This is a genomic window from Pseudomonas sp. TMW 2.1634 (assembly GCF_001703595.1).
In the GTDB taxonomy this organism is placed as follows: domain Bacteria; phylum Pseudomonadota; class Gammaproteobacteria; order Pseudomonadales; family Pseudomonadaceae; genus Aquipseudomonas; species Aquipseudomonas fragi.
Genome location: NZ_CP016849.1, coordinates 4,240,154 through 4,260,166, shown reverse-complemented (window position 1 = coordinate 4,260,166; position 20,013 = coordinate 4,240,154). Strand labels below are relative to the sequence as shown.

The 20,013-nt window shown below is 60.4% G+C and carries 15 protein-coding genes and 1 pseudogene; 8 read left to right on the top strand and 8 right to left on the bottom strand.

The window, feature by feature from the left end:
- Window positions 1-58: 58 nt before the first annotated feature.
- The 5 genes from BFC21_RS20135 to BFC21_RS20115 form a co-directional block, all read right to left on the bottom strand.
- Window positions 59-1,300: an electron transfer flavoprotein subunit alpha/FixB family protein gene (locus BFC21_RS20135; protein ID WP_088378754.1), complete on the bottom strand. Its 1,242-nt coding sequence runs from the start codon at window positions 1,298-1,300 to the stop codon at window positions 59-61.
- Window positions 1,297-3,240, bottom strand: a complete 1,944-nt coding sequence (gene dgcB, locus BFC21_RS20130; RefSeq protein ID WP_088378753.1) for a dimethylglycine demethylation protein DgcB — start codon at window positions 3,238-3,240, stop codon at window positions 1,297-1,299. The genes BFC21_RS20135 and dgcB overlap by 4 nt, the downstream gene beginning before the upstream one ends.
- Window positions 3,241-3,375: 135 nt before the next feature.
- Complete coding sequence (dgcA, locus tag BFC21_RS20125; RefSeq protein ID WP_088378752.1) at window positions 3,376-5,436, bottom strand: dimethylglycine demethylation protein DgcA; 2,061 nt, start codon at window positions 5,434-5,436, stop codon at window positions 3,376-3,378.
- Window positions 5,437-5,451: 15 nt separating this feature from the next.
- A complete protein-coding gene (locus BFC21_RS20120; protein WP_088378751.1) occupies window positions 5,452-5,982 on the bottom strand; it encodes a 4-vinyl reductase in 531 nt (176 codons plus the stop codon).
- Window positions 5,983-6,161: 179 nt separating this feature from the next.
- On the bottom strand, window positions 6,162-7,139 hold the full coding sequence (locus BFC21_RS20115; protein WP_016782575.1) for a dipeptidase: 978 nt from the start codon (window positions 7,137-7,139) through the stop codon (window positions 6,162-6,164).
- Between the two features lie 230 nt (window positions 7,140-7,369).
- Between BFC21_RS20115 and BFC21_RS20110 the strand changes: the two genes are divergently transcribed.
- From BFC21_RS20110 to BFC21_RS20100, 3 genes are all read left to right on the top strand, one after another.
- Complete coding sequence (locus BFC21_RS20110; protein WP_016782576.1) at window positions 7,370-7,771, top strand: lysozyme inhibitor LprI family protein; 402 nt, start codon at window positions 7,370-7,372, stop codon at window positions 7,769-7,771.
- Window positions 7,772-7,901: 130 nt separating this feature from the next.
- Window positions 7,902-8,309 carry a DUF3010 family protein gene (locus BFC21_RS20105; protein ID WP_088378750.1) on the top strand — a complete coding sequence of 136 codons (408 nt, stop codon included), beginning with the start codon at window positions 7,902-7,904 and terminating at the stop codon, window positions 8,307-8,309.
- A 231-nt stretch (window positions 8,310-8,540) separates the two neighbouring features.
- Window positions 8,541-8,798: a hypothetical protein gene (locus BFC21_RS20100; RefSeq protein WP_088378749.1), complete on the top strand. Its 258-nt coding sequence runs from the start codon at window positions 8,541-8,543 to the stop codon at window positions 8,796-8,798.
- A 65-nt stretch (window positions 8,799-8,863) separates the two neighbouring features.
- Here the strand turns inward: BFC21_RS20100 and BFC21_RS20095 are convergent.
- Both BFC21_RS20095 and BFC21_RS20090 read right to left on the bottom strand, forming a co-directional pair.
- Window positions 8,864-9,966: pseudogene (locus BFC21_RS20095) on the bottom strand (GlxA family transcriptional regulator).
- A 447-nt stretch (window positions 9,967-10,413) separates the two neighbouring features.
- Window positions 10,414-11,790, bottom strand: a complete 1,377-nt coding sequence (locus BFC21_RS20090; protein ID WP_088378747.1) for an L-serine ammonia-lyase — start codon at window positions 11,788-11,790, stop codon at window positions 10,414-10,416.
- A 360-nt stretch (window positions 11,791-12,150) separates the two neighbouring features.
- On the opposite strand from BFC21_RS20090, the gene BFC21_RS20085 reads away from it, so the two are divergent.
- The 3 genes from BFC21_RS20085 (at window position 12,151) to choV (ending at window position 15,187) form a co-directional block, all read left to right on the top strand.
- Window positions 12,151-13,098 (top strand): choline ABC transporter substrate-binding protein, encoded by a 948-nt coding sequence (locus BFC21_RS20085; RefSeq protein WP_088378746.1) that lies wholly within the window; start codon window positions 12,151-12,153, stop codon window positions 13,096-13,098.
- Window positions 13,099-13,166: 68 nt separating this feature from the next.
- A complete protein-coding gene (choW, locus tag BFC21_RS20080) occupies window positions 13,167-14,012 on the top strand; it encodes a choline ABC transporter permease subunit (RefSeq protein ID WP_088378745.1) in 846 nt (281 codons plus the stop codon).
- Window positions 14,009-15,187 carry a choline ABC transporter ATP-binding protein gene (gene choV, locus BFC21_RS20075; RefSeq protein ID WP_088378744.1) on the top strand — a complete coding sequence of 393 codons (1,179 nt, stop codon included), beginning with the start codon at window positions 14,009-14,011 and terminating at the stop codon, window positions 15,185-15,187. Before choW ends, choV begins: the two co-directional genes overlap by 4 nt.
- A gap of 114 nt (window positions 15,188-15,301) precedes the next feature.
- Here the strand turns inward: choV and BFC21_RS20070 are convergent, their stop codons facing one another.
- Window positions 15,302-17,239 carry a BCCT family transporter gene (locus BFC21_RS20070; protein ID WP_232462841.1) on the bottom strand — a complete coding sequence of 646 codons (1,938 nt, stop codon included), beginning with the start codon at window positions 17,237-17,239 and terminating at the stop codon, window positions 15,302-15,304.
- 475 nt (window positions 17,240-17,714) lie between these two features.
- Here BFC21_RS20070 and betI point away from each other — a divergent pair, with 475 nt between their 5' ends.
- Entirely contained in the window at window positions 17,715-18,308 is a 594-nt protein-coding gene (gene betI, locus BFC21_RS20065) for a transcriptional regulator BetI (RefSeq protein WP_016782585.1), read from the top strand.
- A 108-nt stretch (window positions 18,309-18,416) separates the two neighbouring features.
- Window positions 18,417-19,889, top strand: a complete 1,473-nt coding sequence (gene betB / locus BFC21_RS20060; RefSeq protein WP_088378742.1) for a betaine-aldehyde dehydrogenase — start codon at window positions 18,417-18,419, stop codon at window positions 19,887-19,889.
- Window positions 19,890-20,013 lie beyond the last annotated feature (124 nt).

Genomic DNA, 20,013 nt, shown 5'->3' with positions numbered 1-20,013 from the left:
CAGACTGAACTCAATCCTGTGGGAGCGGGCTTGCTCGCGATGGGATCACTGCGGTGGATCAGGCAGACCGGGTAGCCTGAATCGCGGGCGAGCCCGCTCCCACAGAGGTTGCGTTGCGCCAGTTATCCACAGCCACGATCAGCGCTTCAAGCACCGCCGCCCCGTCACCGATGACCGACAAATCAGCGCGTTTGATCATGTCGCAGCCCGCATCCTGGTTAATCGCCACCACCTTGTCGCACGCGCCAATCCCTTGCAGGTGCTGGATCGCACCGCTGATGCCAACCGCCACATAGACCCGCGCCGTAACCCAGGTGCCACTGGCACCCACCTGCCGGTCACGACCCATAAAGCCGTCATCCACCGCCACCCGCGACGCACCTTCGGTGGCGCCCAGTGCCGCCGCCGCCCTGTGGAAAAGCGCCCAGTCTTTAACCCCGTTGCCGCCGCTGAGGATAAATTCGGCCTCGGCCATAGGTACTGCGGCCGGGTCGACCTCCACCGCGCCCAAATCCTCGATCCGCGCCAGGCACGGCACGACAGCTGTGGATAACTGCACCACCAAGGCTTCATGACGGGTTTCACTGACCGGCTCGGCGCATTCGGCCGTCGCCAGAATCAACCGGCGCAGCGGCTGCGCCAGATCCTGCAGGCCTGCCCCGGCACGGCCGATACAGGCGCCGTCCTTGACCTGCCACACCCGCGTAGCCGGGCGCTCGCCCAGGCTGGCGGCAAAGCGTCGGCCCAGTTCACCGCCCCCCGTGCGGCTGTCAGGTAACAGCCAGTGGCGCGGCGCAAACTGGTTATCCACAGCGCGCAAACCCAGCACCCGCTGCTCCGGTGCATAACCCTTACTGTCGAGCAGCAACAGTCGATCCACCCCGGCCGTGGCAAAGGCCGTTTCCTTGCACTCGCCAAACACCACGGCCAATACGGCGCCATCGCTACCCGCCAATTGTCGGGCCAGCCCGAGCAAATCGCGGTCGTGACTGCTCAGGCGGCCGCCGACCATGTCCGGCACCACGGCGATATGAAAAGCTGCAGCCGTGATCTGATGCAGTGGCAATTGCACCTCGGCCTGGGCCGAACGCTTGCTCGCCCCGCCCTGCTGCGCACCGCTGCGGTCTATGCGCTTGATGCCATTGGGGCCAATAAAGCCCACACCGTGGACGTTTTTGCGCATTACGCCATTGGGTCCCATCCAGCTCTGCTGCGCGGGTTGCATGGCCGCGTGCAACGGATGCAGACGGTTGCGGGCGATCCACTCGGCACGCGGGTCGCGGCGAATAATGTCACTCATGCGATCACCTCAGCTTCAGGGCGCCGGGCCGGTTTGGCCGCAGCTGAGTCTTCAATCAGCGCATCGGCCACCAGTTCGGCGATGTCCTTGATTTGTGGACGGGGCTCGACCACCCCTTCGAGCATCGCCGTGCATTGCGGGCAACCTACCGCTACGCGTTCGGCGCCCGTCTCGCGGATGTCTTCCATACGCATGTCGGGAATTCGCTGTTTGCCGGGGATGTCGGTAATCGGCGCGCCGCCACCGCCACCGCAGCAACGGGAGCGAAAGCCCGAGCGCTGCATCTCTTTGACCTCAATGCCCAGCGCACGCAACACCGCACGCGGCGCCTCGTATTCGCCGTTGTAGCGGCCCAGGTAGCAGGGGTCGTGATAGGTCACGCTGCCGCCCGCGTCCGCAGCGAGATTGAGCAGGCCGGCACTGATCAGCTCGGCCATGTAAGTGCTGTGATGTTGCACAAGGTATTCACCGCCAAAGGCGCCGTATTCGTTTTTAAGCACATGGAAACTGTGCGGGTCGCAAGTGACGATGCGCTGGAAGCGGTACTGCGCCAGGGTCTGGATATTGCGTTTGGCCAGCGCCTGAAAGGTCGCTTCATCGCCCAGGCGCCGGGCCACGTCGCCACTGTCGCGCTCTTCCAGGCCCAGCACGGCAAAGTTGACCCGCGCGGCCTTGAGCACTTTGACAAAAGCACGCAAGGTCCGCTGGTTACGCATGTCGAAGGCACCGTCACCGACCCAGAACAGCACGTCTACGGCGGGCTTGTCGCGCATCAGGTCAAGGCTCAGGTCTGCTGCCCAGTTCATCCGCCCGCCGGGGGCAAAACCGCCGGGGTTATCGGTGGCGATCAGGTTATCCAGCACCTGGGCACCGTTGTTCGGCGTCGCGCCTTTTTCCAGGGTCAGAAAGCGGCGCATGTCGACGATGGCGTCCACATGCTCGATCATCATCGGGCACTCTTCAACGCAAGCACGGCAAGTGGTGCAGGACCACAGCGTGGCGGCATCGACCAGGCCGTTGACGATCGGCTGGTGCGGGTTGCCGCCATGTTCACCAATCGGTTTGCCGGGGTACGGGCTACCCGCAAAATGGGCATCGGTGCCACCCGCCAGCCCGACCACCATGTCCTGAATCAGCTTTTTCGGGTTGAGCGGCTGGCCGGCGGCGAAGGCCGGGCAAGCGGCTTCGCATTTACCGCATTGCACGCAGGCATCAAAGCCCAACAGTTGGTTCCAGGTGAAGTCCTTGGGTTTTTCCACCCCCAAAGGTGCGGTGCGGTCGCTCAGGTCCAGCGGCTTTAGGCCCGTGGAGCGGCCACCGCCAAAGCGTTCGGCGCGACGATGCCAGGCCAGGTGCAGGGCACCGGCGAAGGCATGTTTCATCGGCCCGCCCCAGGTCATGCCAAAAAACAGCTCGGACACGCCCCACAGCACACCAAGCGCCAGCACCGCCGCCAGCGCCCAGCCGCCAAAGCCTTCGGGCAACACACCGGCCACCGGCAGGGTGAGGACAAAAAAACTCGCTGAAAACACCAGCAGGCTTTTCGGCAGGCGCATCCACGGGCCTTTGGACAGCCGCGACGGCGGGTTGAGGCGACGCTTGAACACAAACAGCGCGCCCACGAACATCAGCGCCGTGGCCAACAGCAAGACATAGCCGAGGATGCGGTTATGCAAGCCCAGGCCATGCACCAGAATCGCCAGCACGGCCGCCAGCACAAAGCCGCCAGCCGTGGCGACGTGGGTATTGGCCATGTATTTGTCGCGGGCAACCACATGGTGCAGGTCGACCATATAGCGCCGGGGCATGGCCAGCAGCCCGCCAAGCAGATCGACCCTGGCCGGGCGGCCACGGCGCCACATGTTCATACGGCGCACGGCGCCCACAATCGCCAGGGCGAGGGCGGCGAACAGCAGGAGGGGAAGAACGATATTGAGCATGGTGAAGCTCCCAAAGACCAGGCAGTTCTGATGTGGGAGCGGGCTTGCTCGCGATTCTGGCGACGCGGTGCATCAACAGCACCGCGTGATCGTTTATCGCGAGCAAGCCCGCTCCCACATTGGTTCGGTGTCGGGTCAAAAATCCTTGCACAACCGCAGCGCGTCATAGATCGCTGCATGCACATTGCGCTGGGCCACGCAGTCGCCGATACGAAACAGCAAGTAGCCGTCCCCCGCTTCGCTCAAACAAGGCTGCGGCTTGATCGCAAACAGCGCTTCGACGTCGATCTGGCCCTTGTTGCGCGAGTCCGGCTTGAGCCCGTAATACAGCTCTTCGTCCGGGCGCACGCCGTTTTCAATGATCACCTGATCGACCACCCGCTCCTCCCGGGTGCCGGTGTATTCGTTCTCCAGTACCGCAATCACCTTGTCGCCTTCGCGGTAGACCTTCTCCAGCATCATGTCGCCGGTCATGATCACTTCCTTGGGGTACAGGCTGCGGTAGTAGGTGGGGAATGACGTGCCGCCAATGGCCACGCCGGGCTTGGTGTCATCGGTGACGATCTCGACCTGCGCACCTTTGTCCGCCATATAGTCGGCCACCGACATGCCGGTAAATTCGCAAATAGTGTCGTACACCAGCACGTTTTTGCCCGGCTCCACCTTGCCGTCGAGCACATCCCAACTGCTGACCACCAGCCCTTCGGCCGCACCCCAGTGTTCGTTCTGCTCCACAAACGGGTGCCCGCCCACCGCCAGCACCACGATGTCCGGGCGCAGGTCCATGATCGTCGCCGCATCGGCCGCGGTGCCCAGGCGCAGGTCAACGTTCAGGCGCGCCAGTTCCAGTTGAAACCAGCGGGTGATGCCCGCCATCTGATCACGCTGCGGCGCTTTGGAGGCGGTAGTGATCTGCCCGCCGATGGCGTCCTTTTTCTCGAACAGGGTCACGTCATGGCCGCGCTCGGCGGCCACACGCGCCGCTTCCATCCCCGCAGGCCCGGCGCCGACGATCACCACCTTGCGCTTGGCCCCGGTGGATTTCTCGATAATGTGCGGCACGCCCATGTACTCACGGGAGGTCGCGGCGTTCTGAATACACAGCACGTCCAGCCCCTGATACTGGCGGTCGATGCAGTAGTTGGCACCCACGCATTGTTTGATCTGATCGACCTGGCCCATTTTGATCTTGGCGATCAGGTGCGGGTCGGCGATATGGGCGCGGGTCATGCCCACCATATCGACGTAGCCGCCTTCCAGAATCCGCGTGGCCTGGTTCGGGTCCTTGATGTTCTGCGCGTGCAGCACCGGGGCCTTGACCACTTCCTTGATGCCGGCGGCCAAATGCAGGAACGGCTCCGGCGGAAAGCTCATGTTCGGGATCACGTTGGCCAGGGTGTTGTGGGTGTCACAGCCCGAGCCGACCACGCCGATAAAATCGAGCATGCCGGTGTCGTCGTAGTACTTGGCGATTTGCTTCATGTCCTCGTGGCTCAGGCCATCGGGGTGAAATTCGTCGCCACACAGGCGGATGCCCACGCAGAAATCCGGGCCCACTTCGGCGCGCACGGCCTTGAGCACTTCAAGGCCAAAACGCATGCGGTTCTCAAAACTGCCGCCCCATTCATCGGTGCGTTTGTTGACGCGCGGGCTCCAGAACTGGTCGATCATGTGCTGGTGTACCGCTGACAGTTCCACGCCATCCAGCCCGCCTTTTTTGGCGCGCCCGGCGGCGCTGGCATAGTTGCCGATCACCCGCCAGATCTCCTCGGGCTCGATGGTTTTGCAGGTGGCGCGGTGCACCGGTTCACGCACGCCGGAGGGCGACATCAGGGTCGGCCAGTTGAAACCGTCCCAGCGCGAGCGGCGGCCCATATGGGTAATCTGGATCATGATCTTGGCGCCATGCTTGTGCATGGCGTCAGCCAGGTTCTGGAAGTGCGGGATAATGCGGTCGGTGCTCAGGTTGACCGAACTCCACCACTCTTGCGGGCTGTCGATGGCCACCACCGACGAGCCGCCGCAAATCGCCAGGCCGATACCGCCCTTGGCTTTTTCTTCGTAGTACTGCACATAACGCTCAGTGGTCATGCCGCCATCAGTGGCATACACCTCGGCATGGGCGGTGCTGAGCACACGGTTGCGGATGGTCAGTTTGCCGATTTGAATCGGCTCAAACATTGCTTCGAACGCCATATCCCGATCCTCGACTTACAACGGCTTGACGATAAACAGGCCGTGGTCGTGGCCTTCTTCCGATCCGCTATAAACCTGTTCTGCCACGGTGCGGATGTTGCTGCCACGGGCGTGCAGGATCTGATCCATTGCCCCGGCAAACCAGCCCGTGAACATGTAGTCGACCTTGCGCCCGACCTTGCCGTACACATAGACAAAACAGGAGTGTTCCAGCTTGATGGTGGCGGTGCCTTTGTCGAGATCGATGTCCTGAATGGTGAACAGGCCCCAGCCGCGCTGCGACAGACGTTTCATGTAGTGCTCGAACACCGCGACGCCTTCAAGGCCGTGGCATTCAGCTTCTTTTTCGCACCAGTGCCAGGCGGATTTGTAGCCGGCCTTGTAGAGAATGTCGGCGTAGGCGTCGGCGCCCAGGACTTCTTCGATGCCCATGTGGTTATTGACGAAAAAGTGGCGCGGCACATAGAGCATCGGCAGGGCGTCGGAGGTCCAGACACCGGTTTCGCTGTCGACTTCGATAGGCAATTGCGGGGCGATTTTAGCCATGAGTACAACTCCAGAAGATGATCAAGTCCCGTAGCAGCTGCCGAAGGCTGCGTTCGAGCGCGAAGCGGTCGTAAAACCGGTCACCGCGCCTTCACAGGCAAAATGTGCAATATGGGTTTGCGACTGCTTCGCAGCCGGACGCAGCCTTCGGCAGCTGCTACGCAAAAAGTGCCTTGGCGTTATTCGCCCCACACATCCTTGAGCACGTTGACCCAGTTCTCACCCATGATCTTGCGCACCACGCGCTCGTTATGGCCGCGCTTGAGCAGGGTTTCGGTGAGGTTGGGGAACTCGCCCACGGTGCGGATGCCCAGCGGGTTGATGATCTTGCCGAAGCTGGTCAGGCGGCGGGCGTAGCCCTTGTCATGGGTCAGCATTTCAAAGAAATCCTGGCCGTGGCCCTGGGTGAAATCGGTGCCGATACCAATCGAGTCTTCGCCGACAATGTTCATGGTGTATTCGATTGCTTCGGCGTAGTCGTCGATGGTCGAATCGATGCCCTTGGCCAGGAAGGGCGCGAACATGGTCACACCGACAAAGCCACCGTGGTCGGCAATAAACTTGAGTTCGGCGTCGGATTTATTGCGCGGGTGCTCTTTAAGACCAGACGGCAGGCAGTGGGAGTAGCAGACCGGTTTTTTCGATTCCAGGATCACCTCTTCCGAGGTTTTCGAGCCGACGTGAGAGAGGTCGCACATGATCCCGACACGGTTCATTTCAGCCACCACTTCGCGGCCGAAACCCGAGAGCCCGCCATCGCGTTCGTAGCAGCCGGTACCCACCAGGTTCTGGGTGTTGTAGCACATCTGCACCACGCCAACGCCGAGCTGCTTGAAGATCTCGATATAGCCCAGTTGGTCTTCAAAGGCATGGGCATTCTGGAAGCCGAAGATAATCCCGGTCTTGCCCTGCTCTTTCGCCCGACGGATGTCAGCAGTGGTCTTGACCGGGATCACCAGGTCGCTGTTGTCACGAATCAGGGTCTGGCTGGCGACGATATTGTTGATCGTGGCCTGGAAGCCTTCCCACACCGACACGGTGCAGTTGGCTGCGGTGAGGCCACCTTTGCGCATGTCTTCAAACAGTTCGCGGTTCCATTTGGCAATGATCAGCCCGTCGATAACGATGCTGTCTGCGTGCAACTCGGCTGGGCTCATCAGGCGTCCCCTTATTGGCGTTTGCTGCGCCGAATCGTCTGCCGGCGCTATTGGGGCCAGCATAGGCTCGGGGTCAAAAGCAGCCGGGTGCAAAAGCGACAGCGCAATTGCCGAAAGCGTCAAACCACGACAAAGCGTGGCAGCGGCAAAATCATGACCTGCGCGCCGTGGCTGTTCTTTGGCCCACGCTTGAGCCAGAATCGGCGCCAACTATGGATTAGGAAGCGGCAATGAAATCGATTCTCCTGGCCTTGGCATTGATCACCGGCGGCGCCCATGCAGCTGAAAATGCCGACTACAACCCGTGCGACGCGGTGGAAAACGACCGGCAGACCCTGGCGTGCTCGGTGTTCAGCAAAAATGCGGCCGAGCAGCTGTTGAGCGAAAACTACGAAGCCCTGCAGGAGCGCATGACTTCGCTGTACGGCAGTAACGCCACCCAGCTCAATAACATCCTGAGCAAGATCAAGACCGCCCAGGCCTTGTGGCTGCACCAGCGCGACGCCGATTGCGCAATTGCCGTGTTCCCCGCGACCGCCGGTACCGAAGCGTTCAACATCGCCCAGAACGACTGCATGGCGCGCATCAGCGACGACCGTTCGGAGTTTCTGGAATCGATCGGTCAGGACTGACCACTTTATTGTGTGGGAGCGGGCTTGCTCGCGATGCAAACCACCCGGCCTGTCAGTTGAACCGTGGTGATGCCATCGCGAGCAAGCCCGCTCCCACAAAAAAAGATTCAACTAATCAACCAGGGTTTTTATGACTATTTGCGGTATCGAAATCAAAGGCAGCGAAGCCATTTTTGCCCTGGCCGGCCCCGGCCTTGAGCATGTGGCTGTCGCGACCAAAAAAATTGCCCTGGACGATGATGACGAGGCCGCCAACATCAAGGCCTTCGCGGCGCAGCTTGCAGCCTTTGTGAAAAGCAACGGCATCACCCGTATCGCCATTAAAAAGCGCAGCAAGAAAGGCGAGTTTGCCGGTGGCCCGACCACGTTCAAGATCGAAGGCATCATCCAGTTGCTGGACGATTGCGACGTGCAGTTGCTGTCCCCGCAAACCCTCAACGCGCAATTCAAAAAGCACGCGTTCGACCTGCCCGCCTCGCTGAACAAATACCAGCATGAAGCGTTCAAGGCGGCGTGTGCGGCGTTGCTCAAAGGCTAAAAAAGCCCCGAACCTGCCGTGACAGATTCGGGGCCAAGCGTGTGATGCAGGACGGTGACCAAACCATCGAGGATGTTACTGCCCCCAGTGTGCCCAACCCTGCGCCGGGCACTTAGCCAAAAACGACCTGCAGTTAGGCATGCAGGACATCTCGCCCAACCGTCCTTGCCCCTTGGCTCAAGCCCCACCAGAATCAAACTTCGATCGCGCTTTGTAGAAGGATAAAAAGTCATGATGCACGCGGATTTGATTGATGAGCAGGATCTGGTTGGCCAACTGCGCTCACTGGGCTTTGAAGTGTCAGGCACGGCGGAGCAGGCTTGCACCGCGGCAGTGTGCGGGCTGAACGAGACCAATGCCCGCGCACTCAAGGGGCTGGTCGAAAAGCTCTACACCGGCAGCGCAACCATCTTGCCTGCGGTGCGCGAGGCGATTGACCGCCAGTTGCTTCCGGGCCTGGCGCAGTTCAAGCAGAGCAAGGCCGGGTAAGACAAGAGCAAAATCCCCTCACCCCGCCCTCTCCTGTAGGGAGAGGGTCAGGGCGCTTTTGCCTGTTAAATTCTCACACTGGCAAACGTCGACTCATTGCGCGCCTGGTTCAACGCCGACATCGGCCCGGCCAGCGGCGCCAGCAACAACGACTGCGGGATCTGCACCAGGGTGGTCTGCTGCGCGGTGTTGGAACCCACGCGCTCGTCCCGTGGCGGAATGCCAAAGTATTCGCGGTAACACTTGGAAAAGTGCGGCGTGGACACAAACCCGCACACCGCCGCCACTTCGATAATCGACATCGGCGTTTGCTTGAGCAATTGCCGCGCACGCACCAGGCGCAATTTCAGGTAATAGCGCGATGGCGAACAATGCAGGTACTTCTGAACAGGCGCTCCAGCTGACGCCGTGACACCGTCACATAAACCGCCAGCTCATCCAGGTCGATGGGCTCCTCGAGGTTGGCCTCCATCAATGCGACGATTTCCTGCAACTTGGGCTGGTTAGTGCCCAGCATGTGCTTGAGCGGGACGCGCTGGTGATCCTGCTCGTTGCGGATGCGTTCATACACGAACATTTCCGAAATCGCCGCCGACAGCTCACGGCCATGATCACGGCTGATCAGGTGCAGCATCATGTCCAGCGGTGCGGTGCCGCCCGAGCTGGTAAAGCGGCTGCGGTCGAGAGTAAACAGCCGCGTGCTCATGGCCACACGCGGGAAGGCTTCCTGCATCGACGCCAGGCATTCCCAGTGCACGCTGCAATCAAAACCGTCGAGCAAGCCGGCATAAGCCAGGGCCCAGCTGCCGGTGCAGACGGCGCCCAGGCGGCGCGACTGGCGCGCCTGGCTCTGCAGCCACGACACATGCTCACGGGTCACGGTGCGCTGAATACCGATACCCCCGCAAACAATCACCATATCCAGCGCCGGAGCCTTGTGCATGCTGGCGTCGGGAGTCACCTGCAGACCATCACTGGCCCAGACCTGGCTGCCATCGGCGCTGAGGGTGCTCCAGCGATACAACTCACGGCCCGACAACTGGTTGGCCATGCGCAAGGGTTCTATCGCGGAGGCCAGGGAAATGAGCGTGAAATTGTCCAGCAGCAAAAAGCCGATGGATTGAGGCGTACGGTTCTGGGGTTGAACCCCGGAGTTGAACGACGTCATCGCGGTATCTCCTCACACAAAGCGGGTGATGGCCTCAGGCGCAGGCTCTTGTTATGACCCTCGTTTCACGGGGCTATAAGATGACAACGCAAATGCCATGCCTAAAGTTGAATGGCTATTCAACAAAGCCTGAAAACGACGTCGCAATGTGTCTGGACGGGTGATGGGAAAACGCCGGTTAAACGCAGGTACACAGGTACTGGTCGACGCTGTTGAGCACATCGGTAGCACTTGTGGGAAGGATGTAGGAGCAGCTCAGTTACAGGATGTCACCAAAAGTACGAGTGCGCCAAAACGGGTCGCCGTGCGCTGAAAAAGCGCCGATGCATCAGTCACAGGCTTGTTGTGGGAGCGGGCTTGCTCGCGATGGCATCGACGCGGTGTAGATGTCAGACCGCAGCGACCCAATCGCGAGCAAGCCCGCTCCCACAGATGATGGGGGGGGAGTCAGCATTCCACCGCACTGACGGCCAGGCCGCCGCGCGAAGTTTCCTTGTATTTGTCGTGCATGTCGGCACCGGTGTCGCGCATGGTGCGGATCACCCGGTCCAGGGAAATAAAGTGCTGACCATCGCCCCGCAAGGCCATTTGCGCCGCATTGATCGCCTTGACCGCTGCAATGGCGTTGCGCTCGATGCACGGCACCTGCACCAGCCCGCCCACCGGGTCGCAGGTCAGGCCCAGGTTGTGCTCCAGGCCGATTTCCGCGGCGTTGCACAGTTGCTCCGGGGTGGCACCGAGGATTTGCGCCAGCCCCGCGGCCGCCATCGCACACGCCGAACCCACCTCGCCCTGGCAGCCCACCTCCGCCCCGGAGATCGAAGCGTTCTTTTTGCACAAAATACCGATCGCCGCTGCGCTCAGCAGGTAGTCCACCACATTGGCCTCACTGACTTCATCGCTGAATTTCATAAAGTAGTGCAGTACCGCCGGGATGATCCCCGCTGCACCGTTGGTGGGCGCCGTGACCATGCGCCCGCCAGCGGCGTTTTCTTCGTTGACCGCCAGGGCAAACAGGTTGACCCATTCCATCGCGCTCAGGGTCGAGCCGATCACATTGGGTTTGCCCAGTTCCTGCAGGCTGCGGTGCAAGCGCGCTGCACGACGGCGCACATTAAGACCGCCGGGCAGGATGCCTTCGTGTTTCAAGCCTTGCTCTACACAGTCCTGCATGGCGCGCCACAGTTTGATCAGGCCGCAGCGGATTTCGTCTTCGCTGCGCCAGGTGCGTTCGTTGGCCAGCATCAAGGCGGCCACGCTCAGGTGATGGGTGCGGCACAGGTCGAGCAGTTCGGCGGCGCTGCTGAAGTCATAGGGCAATTCGGTGCGGTCCATATCCAGCACGCCGCTGGCTGCCTGTGCCGCGTCCACCACAAAACCGCCGCCCACCGAGTAATAGGTGTCGCGGTGCAATTCAGCGGTTTCGGTGTGCGCGACCAGGGTCATGGCGTTGGGGTGAAACGGCAGGTTTTCGTCGATCAGGCGCATGTCCTGCGCCCACACAAACGGGATCGGCAGGTAGCCATCAAGCAATAAGGTTTCGCTGTGTTGCAGCTCGGCAATGCGCGGCCCGATCAGCGCCGGGTCAATGGCGTCCGGCCACTCGCCCATCAGGCCCATGATCACTGCGCTGTCGCTGCCGTGGCCTATGCCGGTGGCCGACAGCGAACCATAAAGCTGCACTTCGATGCGGCATATGCGTTGCAACTGGTCGCGCTCGCGCAGGCCCTGCACAAACAGCGCCGCCGCCCGCATCGGGCCTACGGTGTGGGAGCTGGAAGGGCCGATACCGATCTTGAACAGGTCAAACACGCTGATAGCCATGAGCACGAACCTCGGGGGTGAATGCTTGCATCATGGGGTGTTTGCCATCGGTAAAAACGTCCAGCTACGACCCGCCTTTGCCTGCCAGCGCCCCTGACGTTTTATAGGGTGCAGAGACATGAAAAAGGCAGTTTTCGAGCCTCGTTCGTCCAGATACGACCTCGCAGGTATCAGATACGACCCTGCCTGTACTGGATGCGACGCCCCCTGTAGGCGTTTGAATTTCGCTGTTACATGATCAGTCCCGACTCGATTGCAAGATGCGCCGGCACAGTCCCCTGCCGACCATCGCCCGACCGCAACTGATACCTGCGGTTTTTCGATCGAAAAACCGCACCCCGGACACACAGGAGTCGATCCATGAAACATTCCTCATCGTTGTTGTTGGCTGCATTGCTGAGTCTGCCCGTCATCACCCAGGCCGCAGAACCGGAGCAATGCAGCACCGTCAATTTCTCGGATGTCGGCTGGACCGACATCACCGTCACCACCGCCGTTACCAGCGAGGTGCTCAAGAGCCTCGGCTACAAGACCAGAACCACCATGATTTCCGTACCGGTCACCTACAAGTCGCTGGCCGATGGCAAGAACATGGACGTGTTCCTGGGCAACTGGATGCCGACCATGGAAAACGACATCAAGGCCTACCGCGACGCAGGCACCGTCGAGACCGTGCGCGCCAACCTGGAGAACGCAAAATACACCCTCGCCGTGCCTGAAGCGCTCTACAACAAGGGCCTCAAGGACTTCTCCGACCTGCCCAAGTTCAAGAAGGAGCTGGACGGCAAGATCTACGGCATCGAGCCGGGCAACGACGGCAACCGCATGATCCAGACCATGATCGACAAGAACGCCTTCGGCTTGAAAGACGCCGGTTTCAAGGTGGTTGAATCGAGTGAGGCAGGCATGCTGTCGCAGGTCGATCGCGCCCAGCGCCGAGGCACCGACGTGGTGTTCCTGGGCTGGGAACCGCACCCGATGAACACCCGCTTCAAAATGAAATACCTCACCGGCGGCGACGAGTTCTTCGGCCCCAACTATGGCCAGGCAACCATCTATACCAATACCCGCAAGGGCTACACCGAAGCGTGCAGCAACGTCGGGCAACTGCTGAAAAACCTGGTATTTACCCTCGACATGGAAAGCACCCTGATGGGCAAGGTGCTGGACGACAAGATCAAACCCGATGTGGCCGCCAAAGCCTGGCTCAAACAGAACCCGCAAGTGCTTGAAACCTGGCTGGCGGGCGTCACCACGGTGGATGGCAAACCGGGGCTTGAGGCCGTCAAAGCCAGCCTCGCGAAGTAATCGCGGACGCCGGGCTGCTTGCTCATCCGGCTCCGTTTCAATTTCCCTGCATGCGGACGTTCACTACCATGCTGATTGATCAAAAAATCCCTTTGGGTGATTACATCGCACGCTTCGTCGAATGGCTGACCCAGCACGGTGCCAATATCTTCGATGCCATCGCCAGCACACTGGAAGCCATGATCCACGCGGTGACCTTCACCCTGACCTGGTTCAACCCCTTTGTGTTTATCGGGCTGATTGCCCTGCTCGCCCACTTTATCCAGCGCAAATGGGGGCTCACGGTTTTTGTGGCGCTGTCGTTTCTGCTGATCCTCAATCTGGGGTATTGGCAAGAAACCATGGAAACCCTGGCCCAGGTGCTGTTCGCCACCTTCGTGTGCGTGATCATCGGCGTGCCGCTGGGGATACTCGCGGCGCACAAACCGATGTTCTACACCTTTATGCGGCCGGTGCTCGACCTGATGCAGACCGTGCCGACCTTTGTTTACCTGATCCCGACCCTGACCCTGTTCGGGCTGGGCGTGGTGCCGGGGCTGATCTCCACGGTGGTGTTTGCGATTGCCGCGCCGATCCGCCTCACCTACCTGGGCATTCGTGATGTACCCCATGAGCTGCTGGATGCCGGCAAGGCGTTTGGCTGTTCGCAGCGCCAGTTGCTCACCCGTATCGAGCTGCCCCACGCCATGCCGAGCATCGCCGCGGGGATTACCCAGTGCATCATGCTGTCGCTGTCGATGGTGGTAATCGCCGCGCTGGTGGGGGCCGATGGCCTCGGCAAACCGGTGGTCAACGCACTGAACACGGCCGATATCGCATTGGGCTTTGAGGCCGGGCTGGCGATTGTGCTGCTGGCCATCATGCTCGACCGTATCTGCAAGCAGCCGGACGCCAAAGCGGGAGCCGACGCATGAGTATTATTCGTTTCGATAATGTGGACGTGATCTTTACCAAAGACCCGCGTGAAGCGCTCAGCCTTCTGGACCAGGGCTTGTCGCGGGATCAGATCCTGAAAAAAACCGGGCAGATCGTCGGCGTTGAAAAAGCCAGCCTGGACATCGACAAAGGTGAAATCTGCGTGCTGATGGGCTTGTCCGGTTCGGGCAAGTCCAGCCTGCTGCGTTGTATCAACGGGCTCAACACGGTCAGCCGTGGCCAGCTGTATGTGGAACACGAAGGCAAGCAGATCGACATCGCTTCATGCACCCCCGCCGAGCTGAAGATGATGCGCACCAAACGCATCGCCATGGTGTTTCAAAAATTCGCCCTGATGCCCTGGCTGACAGTGCGCGAAAACATCAGCTTCGGCCTGGAGATGCAGGGCCGCCCGGAAAAGGAACGCCGTACCCTGGTGGATGAGAAGCTCGAACTGGTGGGCCTGACCCAATGGCGCAACAAAAAGCCCGACGAATTAAGCGGCGGTATGCAGCAACGGGTGGGCCTGGCGCGGGCGCTGGCGATGGACGCCGACATCCTGCTGATGGACGAACCCTTCTCGGCGCTGGACCCATTGATTCGCCAGGGCCTTCAAGACGAGTTGCTGGAGCTGCAACACAAGCTGAACAAGACCATCGTGTTCGTCAGCCATGACCTTGACGAAGCGCTCAAGCTGGGCAGCCGCATTGCAATCATGAAAGACGGCAAGATCGTGCAGTACAGCAAGCCCGAAGAAATCGTGCTTAACCCCGCCGACGACTATGTACGCACCTTTGTGGCCCATACCAACCCGCTCAATGTGCTGTGCGGGCGCAGCCTGATGCGCACACTGGACAACTGCAAACGCATCAACGGCTCGGTGTGCATTGATCCGGGGGATGATTCGTGGATTGACCTGGCTGAAGGCAACACCATCAAGGGTGTGCGCCAGGGTGCCAGCATCGTGGACCTGCAACACTGGAAAACCGGGCAGGCGGTTGAAGGGCTTGGCCGCGGGCCGACGCTGGTGGACAGTGGTATCGGCATGCGCGATGCACTCCAGATCCGTTACCAGACCGGCAACAAACTGGTGCTGCACGACAATCACAAAGTGGTGGGGATACTGGGGGATACCGAGCTGTATCACGCGTTGCTGGGCAAGAATCTGGGCTGATAGCCGCGAGTCCTGTGGGAGCGGGCTTGCCCGCGATAACATCAGCGCGGTGTACCTGATACACCGCGTCGCTTGCATCGCGAGCAAGCCCGCTCCCACACGAGTTCTCAGTGCTTAGCTATAAACCCTGCCAAGGAGTTGGCGATGGCTTTCAAACTGATCGAGCACATCGCGGCTGATTTGCTCCTGGGTGAAGCCCATCAGGTCGTACTCCTGGTTACCGTTGTGCAAGTACACCTCGGCCCGGTAATAACGGCTGCGCACTTCGTCCTGCTCAGACTCGCTTGGCGCGGCCAGGTAACCATCCAGGCTGACTTCGTAGACAAACGGGTTGCCTTCTTCCATCTCCACCCGCACGCCCATGCACCGCTTGGCGCTGCCCAGCAGGGTCTGCACATCAAGCCCCTGGTTGCGCAATTGTGCGGCTGCGTCTTCCAGTGCCGGGGTCACGTGTTTGTCCATGAAACGCTGCACCACGGCTTGAGTCGGTTGCAGGTCCTGGGCAGTCAGACGCTCGCTGAAACCACGACGGCCACGGGCAGCCAGCTCGGCTTGTTCCTGTTCAACCAGGGTGTCCTGACGCATCGCCTTGTGCAGGCCGAACATAAACAGGATCAGGACCACCGAAAACGGCAGACCCGCCAGCACCACCATGGTTTGCATGGCGGCGAAGTTACCGGCAAACAGCAGGCCGATGGTCACCAGGGTGATTACCGCCGACCAGAAAATGCGCAACCAGTGCGGCGCATCTTCATCCACGTCGCCGCCTTTGCACGAAAGGTTGGCCATCATCACCGCGCCAGAGTCCGCCGGGGTCAGGAACAACACAAAGCCGACAAAGATCGACACGCCAATCACGATTTTCGACGCCGGGTAATGCTCAAGCAGTTGGTAAATCGCCATCGACGGCTGCTCCAGCGCCGTCTTGCCCAGCTCCACGGCACCGTGGTTAACCACCAGATCCAGTGCCGAGTTGCCGAAGATCGACAACCAGGCCAGGGTGAAGCCCAGCGGGATCAGCAACACGCCCGCCACCAGCTCGCGCACGGTACGACCACGGGAAATACGCGCGATAAACATCCCTACAAATGGGGCCCAGCTAATCCACCAGGCCCAGTAGAACAGGGTCCACAGGCCCAACCAGCCCTCGGTTTTCTTGCTGTCGCCTTCGTACACGTACAGGTCGAAGGTTTTCATCACGATACCGTTGAGGTAATCGCCGGTGTTTTGCACAAAGCCGTTGAGCAGGTGCAGGGTCGGGCCAAACAACAGCACGAAAATCAGCAGGCCGCTGAACAGGATGATGTTCAGGTTGGACAAGCGACGGATACCGTTTTCAACACCCGATACAGCAGCGATGGTCGCCACGGTGCTCATCACGATGATCACGATCAGCAGGTTGGTGTTGCTGTGCTCCATGCCGAACAGGTTCTCAAGCCCCGACGACACTTGCATCGAGCCAATGCCCAGGTTAGTCACCAGGCCCAGCAGGGTCACGAACATGCCGAAACCGTCCACCGCGTGGCCCGCAGCGCCCTTGACCCAACGCTCGCCCATCAATGGGTACAACGCCGAACGCAACGCCAGCGGCTGGTTGTGACGGTAGGCAAAATAGGCCACGGCCAGGCCGACCAGCGCGTAGATCGCCCAGCCATGCAGGCCCCAGTGCAGGAAGGTCAGTTGCAGTGCCTGACGCGCCGCTTCATGGCTGCCCGACACGCCTTCAGGCGGGTTGAAGTAGTGGTCCAGCGGCTCGGAAGCGCCGAAGTACAGCAGCGAAATACCGATACCGGACGAAAACAGCATGCCGGCCCAAGCGCCATAGCTGAAATCCGGGGTGTCCTGCTTGGTCCCCAGTTTCAGTTTGCCGTAGGACGAAAACGCCAGACCGACCACAAAGATCAGGTAAGCGGCGATCACCACCATGTAATACCAGCCGAAGCTGCGCGACAGCCATTCCTGGGCAACACCCAGAATGCGGCCCGCTTCTTCGGGGGCGATGATCAGGATGGCAGTCAGCAAAAGTATCAAGGCAGTGGAGGTGTAAAACACCCAACCGTTGACCGTCACCTTCTGCGGTGGGGTCTTTATTAGAGAAGCAGAACTCATGGCACGGATGCTCCAGGCAGCGCGAGAGAAAAACTTGAGGCAAGGCACCACCCGACCAATCGCTTAGTTAGCGACCGGCGGTCGGGTGATATAAAGACATCGCTAAAAAAACCGGACCCGCCCAGACCAATGCTGTCAGTGGCAGCGGGTTTGCTCGCGAAGGCCTCAAGGGCACCGCATCTAATCCGTTAGTGTGCGTATCGTTAAAGACCTTCGCGAGCAAGCCCGCTCCCACTGGGGTTCCAGTGCTTTTGCCATGTCGTTTTGCGCCATTCATGCGTAGAGAAACGGCATCAATCGCGACGAATTGTCGCAGATACTATTCTTTGTTGATTGAACGTTCAATCAAAACAAAATAGACTGGCTGCCGTTCAGTGATGTTTCTTGCACTGCTCGCCGGCCCAAGGAGATTCACGAAATGCCCAAGGTCGGTATGCAACCCATACGCCGCCAGCAGTTGATCGAAGCCACCTTGACGGCTGTCGATCAGGTCGGGATGGCAGATGCCAGCATTGCGCTGATTGCCCGTCTGGCCGGTGTGTCGAACGGCATCATCAGTCACTACTTCAAAGACAAGAACGGTCTGATTGCCGCCACCATGCGGTACTTGATGAACGTCTTGATCGACAACGTCACCGAACGCCGCCAGGCGTTGGCCGACGACAGCCCGCGGGCTCATTTGCAGGTAATCGTCGAGGGCAACTTCGACGCCAGCCAGGTCAATGGCCCGGCAATGAAAACCTGGCTGGCCTTCTGGGCCGCCAGCATGCACCAACCGTCGTTGCACAGATTGCAGCGCATCAACGACCACCGCTTGTACTCCAATCTGTGCTGCCAGTTCCGCCGAGTACTGCCCCAGGCCCAGGCCCGCAATGCAGCACGGGGCCTGGCAGCGCTGATCGATGGTCTATGGTTGCGGGGTGCCCTTTCCGGTGACGGCTTCGACACCGACCAGGCACAACGCATCTGCTACGAATATATGGATCTACAACTGGCGAAACAGGTGAGTTAGGCCTCAATCAATGCTTAACCCCTGAACTGTCGTGAGTTTGAGTTGCCCCAATCAGATGGCACCCGGCTCACGATGACCGCCAACCACTTATGCACTTGCGAGGATTTTATGGCCCGTTTCGAACTGCAAAAACTCTACATCGACGGCGGCTACACCGACGCCGGTAGCGACGCTACTTTCGATGCCATCAACCCGGCTAACGGCGAAGTCCTCGCGCAAGTGCAACGCGCTACCAAAGAAGACGTCGAACGCGCCGTTGTCAGCGCTGAAAAAGGCCAGAAAATCTGGGCCGCCATGACGTCCATGGAGCGTTCGCGCATCCTGCGTCGCGCCGTGGAAATCCTGCGCGAACGCAACGACGAACTGGCCGCCCTGGAAACCCTGGACACCGGCAAGTCGTACTCCGAAACCCGCTACGTCGATATCGTCACCGGTGCCGACGTACTGGAATACTACGCAGGCCTGGCGCCCGCCATTGAAGGCGAGCAGATCCCGCTGCGCACCACCTCTTTCGTTTACACCCGTCGCGAGCCGCTGGGTGTTGTGGCCGGTATTGGCGCGTGGAACTACCCGATCCAGATCGCCCTGTGGAAATCCGCACCGGCCCTGGCTGCCGGCAACGCGATGATCTTCAAGCCAAGCGAAGTCACCTCGCTGACCACCCTCAAGCTGGCCGAGATCTTCACCGAAGCAGGCCTGCCGGATGGCGTGTTCAACGTCCTGACCGGCAGCGGCCGTGAAGTCGGCACCTGGCTGACCGAGCACCCGCGCATCGAGAAAATCTCGTTCACCGGCGGCACCGACACCGGCAAGAAAGTCACCGCCAGCGCTACCCAGTCGTCGCTCAAAGACGTGACCATGGAACTGGGCGGCAAGTCGCCACTGATCATTTTCGACGACGCCGACCTGGATCGCGCCGCCGATACCGCGATGATGGCCAACTTCTACAGCTCGGGCCAGGTGTGCACCAACGGCACCCGCGTGTTTATCCCGACAGCCCTGAAAGCGGCGTTTGAAGCCAAGATCCTGGAGCGCGTTGCGCGCATCCGCATCGGCAACCCGGAAGACGAAAACACCAACTTCGGCCCGCTGGTCAGCTTTGCTCACATGGAGAGCGTGCTGGGCTACATTGCCAAGGGCAAGGCAGAAGGCGCCCGCCTGCTGTGCGGCGGCGAACGCCTGACCGAAGGCGACCTGGCCAAGGGCGCATTCGTGGCACCGACCGTGTTCACCGACTGCACCGACGACATGACCATCGTCAAGGAAGAAATCTTCGGCCCGGTGATGAGCATCCTCACCTACGACAGCGAAGAAGAAGTGATCCGCCGCGCCAACGACACCGAATTCGGCCTGGCCGCAGGCGTCGTGACCAAGGACCTGAACCGCGCTCACCGCGTGATTCATCAGCTGGAAGCGGGTATTTGCTGGATCAATGCCTGGGGCGAGTCCGACGCAAAAATGCCGGTCGGCGGTTACAAGCAGTCGGGCATCGGCCGTGAAAACGGCATCAGCTCGCTGGCCCAGTACACCCAGGTCAAATCGGTACAGGTAGAGCTGGGCGACTACGTTTCGGTGTTCTAAACCGACAGGCCCGCACAAACCCTGTGGGAGCGGGCTTGCCCGCGATGGAATCGCTGCGCTCTGCCTGACAGACCGCGACGCATGAATCGCGAGCAAGCCCGCTCCCACAAGCTCTGCCATAACT

Coding starts and splice junctions, on each gene's coding strand:
- BFC21_RS20090 (WP_088378747.1), bottom strand. CDS start 11,790: ATGGCTATCAGCGTGTTTGACCTGTTCAAGATCGGTATCGGCCCTTCC.
- BFC21_RS20120 (WP_088378751.1), bottom strand. CDS start 5,982: ATGGCTAAAATCGCCCCGCAATTGCCTATCGAAGTCGACAGCGAAACC.
- choV (WP_088378744.1), top strand. CDS start 14,009: ATGAGTATTATTCGTTTCGATAATGTGGACGTGATCTTTACCAAAGAC.
- betB (WP_088378742.1), top strand. CDS start 18,417: ATGGCCCGTTTCGAACTGCAAAAACTCTACATCGACGGCGGCTACACC.
- BFC21_RS20100 (WP_088378749.1), top strand. CDS start 8,541: ATGATGCACGCGGATTTGATTGATGAGCAGGATCTGGTTGGCCAACTG.
- BFC21_RS20110 (WP_016782576.1), top strand. CDS start 7,370: ATGAAATCGATTCTCCTGGCCTTGGCATTGATCACCGGCGGCGCCCAT.
- BFC21_RS20115 (WP_016782575.1), bottom strand. CDS start 7,139: ATGAGCCCAGCCGAGTTGCACGCAGACAGCATCGTTATCGACGGGCTG.
- betI (WP_016782585.1), top strand. CDS start 17,715: ATGCCCAAGGTCGGTATGCAACCCATACGCCGCCAGCAGTTGATCGAA.
- dgcA (WP_088378752.1), bottom strand. CDS start 5,436: ATGGCGTTCGAAGCAATGTTTGAGCCGATTCAAATCGGCAAACTGACC.
- BFC21_RS20135 (WP_088378754.1), bottom strand. CDS start 1,300: ATGAGTGACATTATTCGCCGCGACCCGCGTGCCGAGTGGATCGCCCGC.
- BFC21_RS20085 (WP_088378746.1), top strand. CDS start 12,151: ATGAAACATTCCTCATCGTTGTTGTTGGCTGCATTGCTGAGTCTGCCC.
- dgcB (WP_088378753.1), bottom strand. CDS start 3,240: ATGCTCAATATCGTTCTTCCCCTCCTGCTGTTCGCCGCCCTCGCCCTG.
- BFC21_RS20105 (WP_088378750.1), top strand. CDS start 7,902: ATGACTATTTGCGGTATCGAAATCAAAGGCAGCGAAGCCATTTTTGCC.
- choW (WP_088378745.1), top strand. CDS start 13,167: ATGCTGATTGATCAAAAAATCCCTTTGGGTGATTACATCGCACGCTTC.